Raw genomic sequence first — 16,231 nt, forward strand, 5'->3', positions numbered from 1 at the left:
GGTAGACTGGCCGAATGGCTGCGAACGACGCTGTGGAAGCCCGAGGGATCCTGGCCGGGATCTCGGGCCCGCGCGATCTCGAGCGACTCGACGCGGCCGAGCTGGACCAGCTGGCCGAGGAGATTCGCGAGCTGCTGATCGCGGCGGTGGCCACGCGTGGCGGACACCTGGGCCCCAACCTCGGCGTCGTCGAGCTCACGATGGCGATCCATCGCGTGTTCGAGTCGCCGCAGGACAAGGTCGTGTGGGACACCGGCCACCAGAGCTACGTGCACAAGATGCTGACGGGCCGGGCCCGGGACTTCAACGGCCTCCGCACCGAGACCGGCCTCTCGGGCTATCCCTCGCGCGCCGAGTCCGAGCACGACTGGGTCGAGAACTCGCACGCCTCCACGAGCCTGTCCTACGCCGACGGGCTCGCCCGGGCGCACGAGCAGACCGGTTCGGACCGGCACGTCGTGGCCGTGATCGGCGACGGGGCCATGACCGGTGGCATGGCCTGGGAGGCCCTCAACAACATCGCGGCTCACCGCGACCGCCGGCTCGTCGTGGTCGTCAACGACAACGGGCGGTCGTACCGGCCCACCGTCGGCGGCCTCGCCCAGCGGCTCACCCACATCCGGACGAGCCCCGGCTACGAACCCACGCTCCAGGCCATCAAGGAGCGGCTCACCGGACGCGGGGGAGCGCTGGGCCCGGCGGCCTACGAGGCACTCCACGCGGTCAAGAAGGGCGTCAAGGACGCCCTGGCGCCGCAGGGCATGTTCGAGGACCTCGGCATCAAGTACATCGGACCGGTCGACGGTCACGACCGGGTGGCGCTCGAGACGGCGCTCACGGCCGCCAAGCGGTTCTCGGGGCCCGTCCTGGTGCACGTGCTCACGACCAAGGGCCAGGGCTACGACATCGCGGTCGACAACGAGAACGACCAGATGCACCAGTCGGTGCCGTTCGACCGCCTCACCGGCGACGCCCTCGCGGTCGCCCCGGCCGGCTGGACCTCGGTCTTCCGTGACGAGATCGTCCGGATCGCCGACGAGCGTACCGACGTCGTCGGCATCACCGCCGCGATGCTGCACCCGGTGGGCCTCGACGCCTTCGCCGACAAGTTCCCCGACCGCGTGTTCGACGTCGGCATCGCCGAGCAGCACGCTGTCACGTGCGCCACGGGCCTGGCGATGGGTGGTGTCCACCCCGTCGTGGCCGTCTACGCGACCTTCCTGAACCGCGCGTTCGACCAGGTGCTCCTCGACACCGCCCTGCACCGCTGCGGGGTCACGTTCGTCCTCGACCGCGCGGGCGTCACGGGCGACGACGGCGCGTCGCACAACGGCATGTGGGACATGTCGCTGCTGCAGCTCGTGCCGGGCCTGCACCTGTCCGCCCCCCGCGACGGCGCCCGCCTGCGTGAGGCCCTCCGGGAGGCCGTCGAGATCGATGACGCGCCGTCGGTCGTCCGCTTCGCCAAGGGTGCGGTTCCCGACGACGTCGAGGCCGTGGAGCGGGTCGGCGTCGTCGACGTGCTGCGCCGCGACGACGACGCACAGGTGCTGCTGGTCGGGGTGGGCCCGATGGCGCACATGGCGCTTGCCGCCGCGGAGCTCCTGGCCGACGCGGGAGTCCGCAGCACGGTCGTCGACCCGCGTTGGGTCAAGCCGTTGCCGCCGCAGCTGCTCGAGCTCGCGGCCCGTCACCGCCTCGTCGTGACGATCGAGGACAACGGTCGCCAGGGCGGGGTCGGCTCCACCCTCGTGCAGGCCGTGAGCGACGCAGCTCTCGGTGTGCCGGTGCGGGTCCATGCGATCGCCCAGGAGTTCCTGCCGCACGCCAAGCGCGACGTCCTGCTCGAGCGGCTCGGCCTCACCGCGCCGGCCATCGCCGACGACGCCCTCCGCTGCCTGCCCGGCGCCGGGAACAACGAGGACTAGGGCGCGGTTGACGATGAAGTGGCCTTTGAAGCGTGACGACACGCCCGACGACGTCCCCCCGAACTCCGATCAGCCGGGCTCCGACCGGCTGAGCTCCGACCAGGCAAGCTCCGACGAGCTGAACCTCGACGTGCCGGCCCCGGACGAGCTGATCGATCCCGACGCCCTCTCGCCGAACGACCAGACGGTCCTGGTCGTGGCGCTCGACGGCTTCCTTTCCGCAGGTGGGGGATCGCGGATCGCGGCCGAGCACCTGTTGTCGGGGCACGGCGACGTGGTCCACTCCTTCGACATCGACGCGATGTTCGACTACCGCGCCCGTCGCCCGACGCTGCGGTTCCACAAGGACCACTACCTCGACTACGACGCCCCGCGCCTCGACGTCGTGCTGGAGCACGACCTCACGGGGCGCCCGTTCTTCGTGCTGGCAGGTCCCGAGCCTGACTTCCTGTGGGAGCGGTTCGCCGCCGAGGTCAGGCAGGTCATCGACGACCTCGACATCGACCTGACCCTGAGCCTGGGATCGGTCCCGATGGGGGTGCCGCACACCCGTCCGATGCTCGTCACGGCGCACGGCACCTCGCCGGAGCTGATCGACCGCACCAACCTCTGGTCGGCCGAGCTCGTCGTGCCCTCGTCGGCCCAGTCGATGCTCGAGTACCGGCTCGGTTCGTGGGGTCACGAGGCCGCCGGCTACGTCGCGCACGTCCCGCACTACCTCGCCCAGGTCGACTACCCCGGCGCGGCGGTCGTGCTGCTCGAGGCGGTCACCGACCGGCTCGGACTCCAGATCGACCTGACCCCGCTGCGTGAGCGCCACGCGAGCGCGATGGTCGAGATCGAGTCGCAGATCGAGGACCAGCACGGTGCCGAGCTGGTGAGCGGGCTCGAGCAGCAGTACGACGCGTTCACCCGCGGCGCGGCCCAGTCGTTGCTCGCGAGCGACGAGGACCTCCCGAGTGCCGACGAGCTCGCCGGCCAGTTCGAGGAGTACCTGGCGCGCCAGCGCAAGAACGGCGACTCCTGAGTCCTGCGGGTCGCTAGGATCGCGTCGTGCCTGCCTCTCTCACTGAACTGCTGGACCTGCTCGAGCTCGAACAGCTCGAGGTCGGACTCTTCCGCGGTCGCCAGCCCCAGAGCTCGATGCTGAAGCGCGTCTTCGGCGGGCAGGTCGCGGCCCAGGCGGTGGTCGCGGCGCAGAACACGGTGCCGGACGACCGGCACCTGCACTCGCTGCACATCTACTTCATCCTCGGGGGCGACCCCAGCATCCCGATCGTCTACGACGTCGAGAACGTGCGCGACGGCCGCTCCTTCACGACCCGTCGGGTCGCCGCCCGTCAGCACGGCAAGATCATCTTCTACATGACGGCCTCGTTCCAGGTCGAGGAGCCGGGCTTCGAGCACCAGGACCCCTTGCCGGACGTGCCGTCGCCCGACGACGCCATCCCGCTGGGCGAGATCGTCAAGGCCCGCGGCCCGGAGTACGCCGAGCAGTGGAGCCGTGAGTGGTCGTCGTTCGACCTGCGCTACGTCGGTGACAACCGGTCGGACGCCGCCCGCGACGCCAGCGGGCGACTCGTCGTGCAGCGCCTCTGGTTCAAGGCCTCGGGCCAGCTGCCGCCGTCGCGCCTGATCCACAACGCCGCGTTCACCTACATCAGCGACCTGAGCCTGCTGGGCGCCTCGCTCGTGCCGCACGGCGTCTACATCGGGTCGCCGAACATCCAGCCCGCCTCCCTCGACCACGTGATCTGGTTCCACCGGCCGGTCGCGGTGGACGGCTGGATGCTCTACGACCAGTCGTCGCCGTCGGCCTCGGGGGCCCGCGGCCTCAGCACCGCGCGCGTGTTCGACGAGCGCGGTGCCCTGGTGGCGACCGTGGCCCAGGAGGGCCTCATCCGGCAGGTCTAGCTAGCGACGACCCAGCAGCAGGCCGAGCGACGGCAGCAGGCCCAGGACGCTGGAGAGCAGCGAGGTGACGGTGGTCGTCAGCGCGGCGACGGGCGTCGGCACCGGTGCCGGTGCGGACGGTGTCGCCGGAGGTGCGACGGGCAGCGCCGTGGCGAGGTCGCTCTCCGGCAGCACCGGGAACAACAGCCGCGAGCCGCTGGTGCCTCCGACCTCGACGGTGTTGAGGCCGGGGACCGTGGGCAGTGAGAACGCCGAGGCGCCCACGATGTCCAGTCGGATGCGGTGACCCGCCTTGAAGCGGTTGGCGACGGGCCACATCTCGACCTGGTACAGCCGCGAGCTGAGGAAGCCGGCCAGCGGCGTCTTGACGCTGTAGTCGCCGTACGGCTGCACGATCGTGCCGTTCTGGTCCTTGAGCGACTTCTCCTCGACGACGTTCGGGAACGACGACAGCAGGCGACCGACCGTCAGAGGGTGCGCGGTGCCGTCGGGGTGGACGTCGGAGACCACGGCCCAGATGGCCGTCTCCGGCGACGTCGTCGACAGGCGGACCTGCAGCGAGGCGGGTCCGGCCGAGACCACGTTCTGCGTGAGCGCCGGCGTCGTGTAGCTCAGGCCCGGCAGTCCGACGAGGCCGTTCATGTCGGTCAGGCCGGGGAGCTGCGAGGTCAGCAGCTGCAGGCCGGCCGCGTCGAGCAGCGACGTCGTGGGGGAGTCGGTCGCCAGCGGGCTCGAGGGGAGGGGAAGGTACGACTGCGCCGCCGACTGCTGGGGCGTGCCGAGCGTCAGGGTGCCGTCGTTCAGGGTCGCCGCCGTGCCGCTGCGGGTCGCGTCGAGGTTCAGCGCGGCCCAGGTCGTCCCCGGCAGCGGCCAGTCGGCACCGTCCCGACTCAGGTACTGGCCCGCGAGCATGTCGCGGCGGTCGCCGTCCGCCAGCGTCAGCTGCACGGCGGGGTCCTCGGTGATGCCGTTGTCCATGTCGCGCAGGTAGTGGTCGTACCAGGCCTGCATGTCGGCCTGACCGTTGTCGGTGCCGGCCGGGAACCCGTCGTGTCCGCCCGCGAGCAACAGGTGCGATCCGTTGTCGCGCAGCTCCTGGTAGCCCTGGAACGCGCCGCGCGACTCCACGTCGAAGATGCCGTTGATCGCGAGGATCGGCAGGTCGTTGGCGTCCCCGCGGAAGCCGCGCTCCTGCCAGAAGGTGTCGAGCGTCGGGTGCAGGAAGCCGGCCTGGAGTCCGCTGTCGAGCAGGCCGGTCACGGCGTCGAGGGAGCCGACCGGGTCGTTGGCCAGCCGGTTGGGTCCCTGGGCGAGCGCCAGGGCGCCGATGCCGAGGATCACGGCGGCGCCGGGGACGATGTTGCTGACGCCGCCCGGCACGAGCAGGTCGCGGTAGAGCTCGAACGTCCCGGAGCGCAGGGTCGCGGTGTCGACGCAGGGCAGCTCGAGGTGCATCGAGTTGTAGATCATGATCGCGCTGGCGGAGAACCCGTGGACGCCGAGCCGTCCGTTGCTCCAGGGCTGGCCGCACGCCCACTGGAGGACCTCCGACACGTCCTGCTGGCTGCGCGGACCGAGGGCGTCGAAGCCGCCGGAGCTGGCCCCGGTGCCGCGCAGCTGCACCAGGAGGTGGTTGTAGCTGCCGTCGGGCATGAAGGTCGCCGAGCCCGGCCCGTAGGGGCTGAACTCGATCACGGTGGGCCGGGCCGTGGCGGGGCCCTGGCTCGTCAGGGTCGTCTGCAGCTCGACCCCGTCGGAGACGGTGACCCGCTCCTCCTGCGTCGTGGTGTCGGCGGCCGCCGGCATCGCGGTCGTCGCGACGAGCAACGGTGCCAGGAGGACCAGGGCGGAGGCGACGCGGAGTCGACGCAGGAGAGGGTTCACATACCCTTCAACGCCGTGAAGTGACCACGGTCACGGGTCGAGAGCAACTTTCTTGTACGGATGTACCAATCAGTGCCGCGTGTGCTCACGCGCTCGGCCGAGGAACCGGTGACGCACCACCGAGGCAGCGGCCAGGGTGCCGGCACCGAGGAGCAGCAGCCACGCGATCGGCAGACCGCTCGCGGTACCAGGGCCGGTCGTCGCGGCCGTCGCGGTGTACCCGGGCACGAACGAGTCGCTGGTGTCGCCCTCGGGGGAGCCGGTGACCTCGCCGCCGTCGTAGCCGGAACCGGGTCCGGGGCCGGCCGCCGCACTGGTGTCGGCGGCGTCGAGCGCCGACCGCACGTCCTCCAGCACGGCCGACTCCGCCTCGGCGTTGTCGGAACCGGAGGTGCCGAGGGTCGGCAACGTGAGGCGTGACGGGTGCTCGGCATCGTTGTGGATCGTGATGACGCCCAGCTGGCCCGCCAGGTTGGTCAGGGGCGAGAGCAGGTGCGGCGTGTCGAACGACTGGACCGAGATCCGGAGGCGTTCGCCCTCGTTGACCACCGCGCCGGTCGGGAAGACCTCGACGTCGACCGGCACGATCTCGCCCGGTGCGAGGACCCGACGCGACTCCTGGGTGAACGGGTGCCACGGCTGGATGATCTCGCCGTCGAGCGTGACGGACCGCGACTCGTCGAGCTCGGCCAGGGAGATGACCTGCCACCCGCCCGTGAGCCGGTCGACGACACCGTCGGGGGTGACCCGCGAGACGCTGACCGAGAGCATCCCGTCGCCAGTCGTGCTCGAGGTGTACAGGCGCGCGTTGATGGGTCCGAGGATGTTCAGGTCGCTCGTCAGCGGGGCTGTCTCGTAGACGACTCCGGTGGCGTCGTTGAGCGCGGCGTTCTGGTTGCAGGCCTCCCAGGCGCCGATCAGGTTCAGCACGCCCGCGGTCCACTGCGAGGTGCTGCGCGAGCACAGCCCGGCCACCGGGATCGGGAGGATCTGCGACGACCCCGCGACGACCTCGCCCTGGGTGAGCTGACCGCTCGCGCCGCCCAGCGTGGTCGAGCTGCCGGACAGCTTGAACGAGGCCGCCGTCTGGTCGCTCAGGTAGGAGTCGCGGTACTGCCACTGGCCGGACCCGAGCTCGTAGTAGGAGAAGCTCGGCAGGTCGGAGTCCAGCGCCGGGTCGGGCAGTCCCTTGACGTAGTGGTCGAACCAGCGCAGCTGCAGCTCGCCGAGGGTGCCCAGGCCGGCGTCCGGGACGCCTTGGCCGTTGGAGCCCTGGAGGTGGTCCCACGGTCCGAGGATCATCTTGACCGGGACGCCCCGCTCGCGCAGGGCCTGGTAGACCAGCGGCGTGCCGCGCTGGAACAAGTCGTACTCGCCGCCGATCAGGAACGTCGGCACGTCGATGTTCGGCACGGAGTTCGTGATCGTGCTCCGCGACTCGTAGAACTCGCCGTCGTACGCCTGGGGTCCGCCCAGCGCCGCCTCGAGCAGCAGCTGGATCGACGACGCGCCGTTGCCGACGAGGTGGGTCAGGAGATTCTCGACCGCCTGGGGTGACGTCGACGGCACGAGGCCGGTCAGGTTGACCAGTCCGAGCCACAGCGGCATGAAGCCCGTGTCGAGCTGGCCGCCGGAGGCAACGATGTCGCGGTACACCTCGGCGGTGGGCACCTGGGGGAAGATCGCCTTCAGTCCCTCGGGGTTCTGTCCGGCCGCGAAGAGCTGGCTGATGCCCATGTACGACGGCCCCGACATCGCGACCGACCCGTTGCTCCACGGCTGCTGGGCCGCCCACTCGACGATCTCCTTGGCGTCGAGCTGCTCCCGCTCGCCGAAGACCTGCCAGGTGCCGCCGGAGCTACCGGTGCCGCGGGCGTCGACCGTGAGCTGGAGGTAGCCACGCTTGACGAGGAACTCCGGATCGGCGCCGCCGAGGGTCGCGCCGCTGGGGCTGCCGATCACGGTCTTGCTGTAGGCCGTGATCGTCACGACGACCGGCAGTGCGGCGTCGACGACCTGGCCGTCGGCGTCGACCGGGCGCTTCAGGTCGGCCAGGAGGACGGTGCCGTCGGACGTCGGGATCTCGAGGTCGGTCTCGACGACGGTTGCGGGGTGCTCCTCGGGCCGCGGCTCCCAGCCGGAGCCGGCCGGCGCGGCCGGTGCGGTGGCGACCGCAGCTGCTGCTGCCGACGTCGGGATCGGGGGAGCCGCCGTCGCCGCCACGGGGGCGACGAGCGCAGCGGCCGTCAGGGCGGCAGCCGTCAAGAGACGCATGAGAACCTCCGGTGTCGTGGTGACCAACGACACAGTAGACGCCCAGTTACCGCAGTCCTCAGGCGAGCGGGGTGACCCGGCCGACCATGTGCGTGACGGGCTTGCGCGCCCCCACGACCCCGAGGTCGATCGAGCCGCCGGACTCGCGCGAACCGAACACCACGGTGGTCGGCAGCAGGATCGGCTTCTTGAACTCGACGTCGATCCGGAACGCGTCCGGCAGGCGGTTGGCCAGCGCCGCGAGGGCATGCGCCTTGGTCCACATGCCGTGCGCGATGTTGGTCGGGAACCCGAACGCCTTCGCCGTGAGCGGGTACAGGTGGATCGGGTTGCGATCCCCTGACACGGCGCCGTAACGACGGCCCAGGTTGCCCGCGAGCTTCCAGTGCACGACGCCGTTGGGGGCCTCGAGACCCTCCAGCGGGGCAGGAGTCGCCTCGGCCTCGCCACCGCGACCACGCGCGAACAGCGTGGTGACCTCGGTCCAGACGACCTCACCGTCGACCGTGACGTCGGTCAGGAGGTCGATCAGACGCCCCTTCGGGTGCGGGCGCAGGTCGGCGGCACGCACCGAGACGTCGAACGTCTCGTCGGCCGTGAGTGGGCGGTGCTGCGTGATCGTGTTGCGCAGGTGCACCAGGCCCATCGGCGCGAACGGGAACGCCGTGTCGGTCATGAGCGACATGTGGAGCCCGAACGCCGCCATGTGCGGGTAGGTGGCCGGCAGGGCCTCCCCGCGCCCGAAGCCGCAGACCTCGCGGTACCGCTCCAGGTGGGCGGGATCGGTCGTGACGCCCGTGCGCTGCAGGACGAGGTCCGGAGCACCACCCGAGGCGTGCTTGACGCCCGGCAGGGACCCGACGCCCGGGATGGCCGGCAGGGCCGCCTTCAGCATGAGGGGTGCCGTCGACGGCGCCTTGGCGAAGGTGCGCGTCACCATGTCAGGACGCGCCGATCAGCATCTGGCCGTTGACGCCGATCACGTTGCCGCTGACGGTGGCCGAGCCGGGGCTCGCGAGCCACGCGATGGTCTCGGCGACGTCGACGGGCAGGCCGCCCTGCGACATCGAGTTCATGCGACGGCCGGCCTCGCGGATGCCGAGCGGGATGGTCTTGACCATCTCGGTCTCCATGAACCCGGGGGCGATGACGTTGGCCGTGATGCCGCGGTCGGCGACGCGCTGGGAGAGCGACTGGATCCAGCCGATCACGCCGGCCTTGGCCGAGGCGTAGTTGGTCTGCCCGTTGTTGCCGGCGATGCCCGCGATCGACGCGATGCCGACGATGGAGCCACCCTCGTTGATCAGGCCCTGCTCGAGCAGCTGGTCGGTGATGCGCTGCGGCGCGCCGACCGAGATCTCGACGACGAGCTGCCAGTTCTCCGGCTTCATGTTGCGCAGGCGCTTGTCGCGCGTGATGCCGGCGTTGTGGACGATGATGTCGATCGCGCCGTGGTGCTTCTGGATGTACTCGGCGATCTCGGCCGGGGCGTCGGGCGAGGTGATGTCGCCGACGATGTAGCCGCCACCGAGCTCCTCGGCCAGGGCCTTGAGGTCGTCGGCGAGCGGCGGGACGTCGAGCCCGATCACGGTGGCGCCGTCGCGGGCCAGCGTGCGCATGTCGGCCTCACCGAGACCGCGCGAGGCGCCCGTGACGAGCGCGACCTTGCCGGCCAGCGGCTTGGTGACGTCCTTGACGGCCGGCGCCTTCGTGATGCCCGTCGTGCCGAGGCGCACGACCTGGCCCGAGACGTAGGCCGACTTGGGGGAGAGGAGGAAGCCGAGCGTGGAGCCCACCGTCTTCTCGGCACCCTGGGAGACGTAGACGAGGTTGACGGTCGAGCCGCCCCCGATCTCCTTGCCGAGCGAGCGCGAGAATCCCTCGAGCGCGCGCTGGGCGATGGCCGCGCCCTCGGTGGCGGCCTGCTCCGGGTCGGCGCCGATCACGACGACGCGGCCGCTCGAGGCCACCTGGCGCAGGACGGGGGTGAAGAACTCCTGCAGGGCCACCAGGCCGGCTGCGGAGTCGATACCGGTGGCGTCGAAGACGAGGCCCTTGTACTTCTTGCCGTCGGCCCGGACCCCGGTGGAGTCGATGCCGTACGCCTTCAGCGCCGCGGTGATGGCCTTGCTGACCGGTCCCGCCGCCCCGGTGGTGGCGCTGCCCGTGAGGACGCTGCCCTTGACCAGCGGGCCGCCGGCGTACCGGTCGAGGTAGGGCGGGTTCGGCAGGCCCAGGTTCTTGACCAGGAACTTGCCGACGGGGTTGTGCGCGAGATCTTGGTAACGATCGCTCACGGGTGTGTCCTATCTCTCGAATACCGGTGGTATCTGAATCCGACACCTGACTGTAACCTCGTGTGACAGTACCGGTCCACTCCGGCACGACGAGGCACATGTCACGTTCCGTGACCATCATCGACACATTCGAGGAGTCCCGCCATGGCAGGCAACACGCCCGCGAAGAAGGCCCCCGCCAAGAAGGCCGCCCCCACCAAGAAGGCGCCGGCCGCCAAGGCTCCGGCGAAGGCGGCCTCGGTCACCGAGACGGCCACCACCTCGGCCCCGGCCGCTTCCGACGACGCCCAGCGCGTGCGTCGCGTCGCCGTCATCGGCGGCAACCGCATCCCGTTCGCCCGCAGCAACACGGTCTACACCGACGTCTCCAACCAGGACATGCTCACGGCGGCCCTCGACGGCCTCGTGGAGCGGTTCGGCCTCGAGGGCGAGCGCGTCGGCGAGGTCGTCGCCGGAGCCGTGCTCAAGCACGCCCGCGACTTCAACCTGACGCGCGAGACCGTGCTCGGCTCCAAGCTCTCGCCCGAGACGCCCGCCACCGATCTTCAGCAGGCGTGCGGCACGGGCCTGCAGGCTGCGTTCGTCGTGGCCGACAAGATCGCCCTGGGCAAGATCGAGACCGGCATCGCCGGCGGCACCGACACCACCTCGGACGCCCCGCTCGCCGTCAACGACAAGCTCCGCAAGATCCTCATCCAGGCCAACCAGCTGTCGGCCAAGGGCGACAAGAAGGGGCTCGTGAAGCTCCTGACGAAGGTCCGGCCGTCCTACCTGGCTCCCGACCAGCCGCGGAACTCCGAGCCGCGCACGGGCCTGTCGATGGGCGACCACCAGGCCATCACGACGCACGCCTGGAAGATCACCCGCGAGGCGCAGGACGAGCTCGCCGCCGCGTCGCACCAGAACCTCGCGAAGTCGTGGGACGAGGGCTGGCAGGCCGACCTGGTCACGCCGTTCAACGGTGTCGCCAAGGACAACCACCTGCGTCCGGACTCCACCGTCGAGAAGCTCGCCAAGCTCAAGCCCGTCTTCGGTCGCAACCTGGGCGACGAGGCCACGATGACGGCCGGCAACTCGACGCCGCTGTCCGACGGCGCCTCGGTCGCGCTGCTCGCGTCGGAGGACGAGGCCGCCAAGCGCGGCTGGGACGTCCAGGCCTACTTCGTCGACTACGAGACCGCTGCGGTCGACTACGTCAGCGGAGCCGAGGGCCTGCTGATGGCCCCCGCCTACGCCGTGCCGCGCATGCTCGCGCGCAACGGCCTCACGCTGCAGGACTTCGACTACTACGAGATCCACGAGGCCTTTGCCGGCCAGGTGCTCTCGACGCTCGCCGCATGGGAGTCGCCGGAGTTCTGCCAGGACAAGCTGGGCCTGGACGTCCCGCTCGGCACGATCGACCGCACCCGCCTCAACGTGAAGGGCTCGTCGCTCGCGGCGGCGCACCCCTTCGCCGCGACGGGTGGTCGCATCGTGGCCAACCTCGCCAAGCTCCTGCACGAGGCCGGCCCCGGCAAGCGTGGCCTGATCTCGATCTGCGCCGCCGGTGGCCAGGGCGTCGTCGCGATCCTGGAGAGCTGAGCTACTTCGGTCGTTGATCAGCAACCCCCGGGTCTCGTCGCGAGGCGGACCCGGGGGTTGCTGCCGTCCGGGGCGGGTGACAAGCGGCATGGACCAACGAGCGAGCCGGCCGCAGCCGGACGGGTGACCAAGGATGATGCTTGGCGGTTGCCAGGGCAGCCGTCAGGCATCAGGCGTCGTCCACCCGGCTCCCGGTCCGTGGCCGCTTGTCCCTCGCCCCGAAGGGCGGTGACCTGCTCGTCCGGTCAGCTGGGGCGGGGCGTCGCGCCGGTGGCCATGGCCAGGGCGCCGTGCACGAGCAGGGTGCGAAGGGTGTCGGACGCGACGTCGTCGACGACGGGCATGCCCGTGTTGTGCTCGCGGATGGACCACTGGAGATGGGCCAGGTTGAGCGCGCCGAGACCTTGCGCGTACAGGACGTTGGCGACGAGCGAGGGGTCGGTGACCCGGAAGTCGCCGGAGGTCGTGCCGTCGCCCAGGGTCGTGACGAGGTGGGCGAGGCAGGCGCTGATGGCCGTGCCCAGCTCGATCAGCACCGCGTCACCGACCTCCTGCTGCAGCTCGGACCCACGACGGCGCAGCAGGGTCTGGGCGCAGTCGACGAAGGCGGGGTGCGCGACGCCGTAGTCGAAGAACGTGCCGACGATCGAGGCGAGTCGGGGGCGCGGCGGGGCGCCCGGGTCGACCACGGCCGTGAACGCGGCCTCGAGCTCGTGGAGGTACTCGACGAGGGTGACCGCGAACAGCTCTTCCTTGCTCGTGAAGTGCCGGTAGATGATGGCCCGGTTGATGCCGACGGCACGGGCGATGTCCTCGATCTGGGCGTCGCGGACGCCACGTTCGTCGAACAGGGCACGAGTCGCGGCGATGATCTCGCGCCGACGCACGGCCCGCCTCTCGTCCACACCCATGCGGGTCACCCTAACGATGTCGTCCGTCGCGCCTGCAGGCACGGCTTCCGCCCTGCTCCTGTCGGTGCCCGGCCGTAGGGTCGTGCCCATGAGGCCAGTGTCCGAGCTCAGTCGTCAGGTCGCCCCGTTCAAGGTCGTCTCCGACTACCAACCCGCCGGTGACCAGCCGACGGCCATCGCCGCGCTCGAGAAGCGCATCACCGAGGGTGAGCGGCACAACGTGCTGCTCGGCGCCACCGGCACCGGCAAGACCGCCACGGTCGCCTGGCTCGCCGAGAAGCTGCAGCGTCCGATGCTCGTGATGCTCCCGAACAAGACCCTCGCGGCGCAGTTCGCCAACGAGCTGCGCGAGTACTTCCCCGAGAACGCGGTCGAGTACTTCGTGTCGTACTACGACTACTACCAGCCCGAGGCGTACCTCCCGCAGACCGACACCTACATCGAGAAGGACTCCTCCATCAACGAGGAGGTCGAGCGGCTGCGGCACTCGGCCACGTGGTCGCTGCTCACCCGGCGCGACGTCATCGTGGTCGCCACGGTCTCCTGCATCTACGGCCTCGGGTCGGCGCAGGAGTACCTCGACCGCATGATCGGCTTCACGGTCGGCGAAGAGATGCCCCGCGAGCAGCTGCTCCGCACACTCGTCCAGGCGCAGTACGTCCGTAACGACGTGGCGTCGACCCGGGGCACGTTCCGGGTCAAGGGCGACACGGTCGACATCTTCCCCGTGTACCAGGAGCTGGCGGTCCGGGTCGAGTTCTTCGGCGACGAGATCGAGCGGCTCATGACCCTGCACCCCCTCACGGGCGAGGTCCTCAGCGAGGACCAGCAGCTGTACGTCGGCGCCGCCACCCACTACGCGGTCGGCTCCAGCACGATGCAGCGCGCGATGGGCACGATCCAGACCGAGCTCGACGAGCGCCTCGGCGAGCTCGATGCCGAGGGCAAGCTGCTCGAGGCCCAGCGCCTGCGCATGCGCACGACGTACGACCTCGAGATGATGCAGCAGATCGGCACGTGCAACGGCATCGAGAACTACTCCCGCCACATGGACGCGCGCCAGCCGGGCAGTCCGGGCAACTGCCTGCTCGACTACTTCCCCGAGGACTTCGTGCTGGTCCTGGACGAATCGCACGTCACGGTGCCGCAGATCGGCGCGATGTACGAGGGCGACATGTCACGCAAGCGCACCCTCGTCGAGCACGGCTTCCGTCTTCCGAGCGCGATGGACAACCGCCCGCTCACCTGGCCGGAGTTCCTCGAGCGCACCGACCAGACCGTCTACCTGTCGGCCACGCCCGGCACCTACGAGATGGAGCAGGCCAAGGGTGAGTTCGTCGAGCAGATCATCCGACCCACGGGCCTCATCGATCCCGAGGTCGTGGTCAAGCCCACCAAGGGTCAGATCGACGACCTCATCTTCCAGATCCGCGAGCGGGTCGAGAAGCGCGAGCGCGTGCTCGTCACGACGCTGACCAAGAAGATGTCGGAGGACCTCACCGACTACCTCGTCGAGGCCGGCATCCGCACGCGGTACCTGCACAGCGAGATCGACACCCTGCGCCGCGTCGAGCTGCTGCGCGAGCTGCGCCTGGGCGAGTACGACGTCCTGGTCGGCATCAACCTGCTCCGCGAGGGTCTCGACCTGCCCGAGGTCAGCCTCGTGGCGATCCTCGACGCCGACAAGGAAGGCTTCCTCCGCTCCGCACGTTCACTGATCCAGACGATCGGCCGCGCGGCCCGCAACGTGTCGGGTCAGGTCATCATGTACGCCGACCGCATCACCGACTCGATGGCCCAGGCGATCGACGAGACCAACCGCCGCCGCGAGAAGCAGGTGGCGTACAACCTCGCGCACGGCGTCGACCCGCAACCGCTGCGCAAGAAGATCGGTGACATCACCGACATGCTGGCCCGCGAGGACGCCGACACGACCCAGCTGCTGGCGGCCACGGGCGATCACCGCCGCAAGGGGGCGGCGGTCCCGCTGGGGGAGCACACCGCGTCCCTGGCCGACCTGCCGTCGGCCGACCTCGCGGCCCTCATCGAGTCGCTGAGCGAGCAGATGCACGCTGCGGCCGCCGACCTGCAGTTCGAGGTCGCGGCGCGGCTGCGCGACGAGATCGGCGACCTCAAGAAGGAGCTGCGCGGCATGCTGGCGGCTGACGCCTAGCAGCGCTGCCGGCGCGCGTCCGATTCGACGGGTTCGGCCGGGCCTGTCAGACTTCTCCGCGGAGGGGAGTATTCCTTTCGCCACGTGCTCGCCAGCACGATCGCGTCCTCGCGGTCCGGATACGTGGGTCGCCTTGACCAGGCGGCGGAAGAGACCTCCGGTCAGCTCAACCGGAGGAACCCACCTTGAACGTGTCCACGCTCGAGTGGAGCATCACGATCGGCGTCACGATCGCCGTGCTCCTGTTCGACATCATCGTCGTCGCGCGCAAGCCGCACGAGCCCTCCATCAAGGAGTGCTCGATCTACCTGAGCATCTACGTCTCGATGGCCATCGCCTTCGGGCTGTGGGTCATCTACTTCCACGACGGGCCCGGCAAGGACGAGGACTACGGTCTGCAGTTCTTCGCCGGCTGGCTGACCGAGTACAGCCTCTCGGTCGACAACCTGTTCATCTTCCTGATCATCATGGCCAGCTTCAAGGTGCCCCGGAAGTACCAGCAGGAGGCTCTGCTGGTGGGCATCATCATCGCGATCGTCTTCCGTGGCATCTTCATCGCGATCGGCGCCGTCGCCATCAACAACTTCTCGTGGATCTTCTACCTGTTCGGCGCGTTCCTGCTCTACACGGCGATCAAGCTGGTGTCCGACACCGACCACGACGACGACGCCGACAACGCGGTGGTCAAGTTCGCCCGCAAGCGCTTCACGCTGTCGGATCAGTGGGACGGCCTGAAGCTCGTGGTCAAGGAGAACGGCAAGCGTGCCGTCACGCCGATGTTCCTCGTGATCATCGCGCTCGGCACGACCGATCTGCTGTTCGCGCTCGACTCGATCCCGGCGATCTACGGCCTCACCAAGGAGCCGTACCTGGTCTTCACGGCCAACGTCTTCGCCCTGATGGGTCTGCGCCAGCTGTACTTCCTGCTGGGCGACCTGCTGAAGCGCCTGATCTACCTGTCGCAGGGCCTGGCGTTCCTCCTGGCGTTCATCGGCGTCAAGCTCGTCCTGCACGCTCTGCACGAGAACGAGCTGCCGTTCATCAACGGTGGCGAGAAGGTGCCGGTCTACGAGATCCCGACACTGCTCAGCCTCGGCGTCATCGTCGGCACGCTGAGCATCACGGCGATCGTCAGCCTCGTGGTCTCGGGCCGCCGGGTCCGGGCCGGCCTCAACCCCGACGGCTCGCCGGTCGAGGACGCCGGGCCCTCCGACGCCACGCCGGAGACGGTCGACGAGGACCGAAAGCCGTCCTGACGCACCGCCACGA

11 protein-coding genes are annotated in these 16,231 nt (G+C 69.9%); 6 read left to right on the plus strand and 5 right to left on the minus strand.

Annotated elements, in window-relative coordinates:
- Positions 1–14: 14 nt before the first annotated feature.
- The 3 genes from dxs to V6S66_RS07300 are packed head-to-tail and all read left to right on the plus strand — an operon-like array spanning position 15 to position 3,842.
- Positions 15–1,928 (plus strand): 1-deoxy-D-xylulose-5-phosphate synthase, encoded by a 1,914-nt coding sequence (dxs, locus tag V6S66_RS07290; protein ID WP_334206081.1) that lies wholly within the window; start codon positions 15–17, stop codon positions 1,926–1,928.
- 13 nt (positions 1,929–1,941) lie between these two features.
- Positions 1,942–2,955: a proteasome assembly chaperone family protein gene (locus V6S66_RS07295; RefSeq protein WP_334206082.1), complete on the plus strand. Its 1,014-nt coding sequence runs from the start codon at positions 1,942–1,944 to the stop codon at positions 2,953–2,955.
- A 26-nt stretch (positions 2,956–2,981) separates the two neighbouring features.
- Positions 2,982–3,842, plus strand: a complete 861-nt coding sequence (locus tag V6S66_RS07300) for an acyl-CoA thioesterase (RefSeq protein WP_334206083.1) — start codon at positions 2,982–2,984, stop codon at positions 3,840–3,842.
- On the opposite strand, the gene V6S66_RS07305 is transcribed toward V6S66_RS07300, so the two are convergent.
- From V6S66_RS07305 to V6S66_RS07320, 4 genes are all read right to left on the minus strand, one after another.
- Positions 3,843–5,726, minus strand: a complete 1,884-nt coding sequence (locus V6S66_RS07305) for a CocE/NonD family hydrolase (protein ID WP_334206084.1) — start codon at positions 5,724–5,726, stop codon at positions 3,843–3,845. It lies immediately after the preceding gene.
- A gap of 69 nt (positions 5,727–5,795) precedes the next feature.
- Positions 5,796–8,000 (minus strand): CocE/NonD family hydrolase, encoded by a 2,205-nt coding sequence (locus tag V6S66_RS07310; protein ID WP_334206085.1) that lies wholly within the window; start codon positions 7,998–8,000, stop codon positions 5,796–5,798.
- Positions 8,001–8,058: 58 nt separating this feature from the next.
- Positions 8,059–8,940 (minus strand): MaoC family dehydratase, encoded by an 882-nt coding sequence (locus V6S66_RS07315; protein ID WP_334206086.1) that lies wholly within the window; start codon positions 8,938–8,940, stop codon positions 8,059–8,061.
- A gap of 1 nt (position 8,941) precedes the next feature.
- Positions 8,942–10,297, minus strand: coding sequence for a 3-oxoacyl-ACP reductase (locus V6S66_RS07320; RefSeq protein ID WP_334206087.1), 1,356 nt, complete (start codon positions 10,295–10,297; stop codon positions 8,942–8,944).
- Between the two features lie 144 nt (positions 10,298–10,441).
- Here V6S66_RS07320 and V6S66_RS07325 point away from each other — a divergent pair, with 144 nt between their 5' ends.
- The gene (locus tag V6S66_RS07325) at positions 10,442–11,878 is read left to right on the plus strand and encodes an acetyl-CoA C-acetyltransferase (RefSeq protein WP_334206088.1); all 1,437 of its coding nucleotides are present in this window, start codon (positions 10,442–10,444) and stop codon (positions 11,876–11,878) included.
- Between the two features lie 245 nt (positions 11,879–12,123).
- On the opposite strand, the gene V6S66_RS07330 is transcribed toward V6S66_RS07325, so the two are convergent.
- Positions 12,124–12,789, minus strand: coding sequence for a TetR/AcrR family transcriptional regulator (locus V6S66_RS07330; RefSeq protein ID WP_334206089.1), 666 nt, complete (start codon positions 12,787–12,789; stop codon positions 12,124–12,126).
- Between the two features lie 88 nt (positions 12,790–12,877).
- Here V6S66_RS07330 and uvrB point away from each other — a divergent pair, with 88 nt between their 5' ends.
- Both uvrB and V6S66_RS07340 read left to right on the plus strand, forming a co-directional pair.
- Complete coding sequence (gene uvrB, locus V6S66_RS07335; protein ID WP_334206090.1) at positions 12,878–14,962, plus strand: excinuclease ABC subunit UvrB; 2,085 nt, start codon at positions 12,878–12,880, stop codon at positions 14,960–14,962.
- 191 nt (positions 14,963–15,153) lie between these two features.
- Positions 15,154–16,218 carry a TerC family protein gene (locus V6S66_RS07340; protein WP_442885920.1) on the plus strand — a complete coding sequence of 355 codons (1,065 nt, stop codon included), beginning with the start codon at positions 15,154–15,156 and terminating at the stop codon, positions 16,216–16,218.
- Positions 16,219–16,231: the final 13 nt, after the last annotated feature.

It is taken from the genome of Aeromicrobium sp. Sec7.5 (genome assembly GCF_036867135.1).
In the GTDB taxonomy this organism is placed as follows: Bacteria; Actinomycetota; Actinomycetes; order Propionibacteriales; family Nocardioidaceae; genus Aeromicrobium.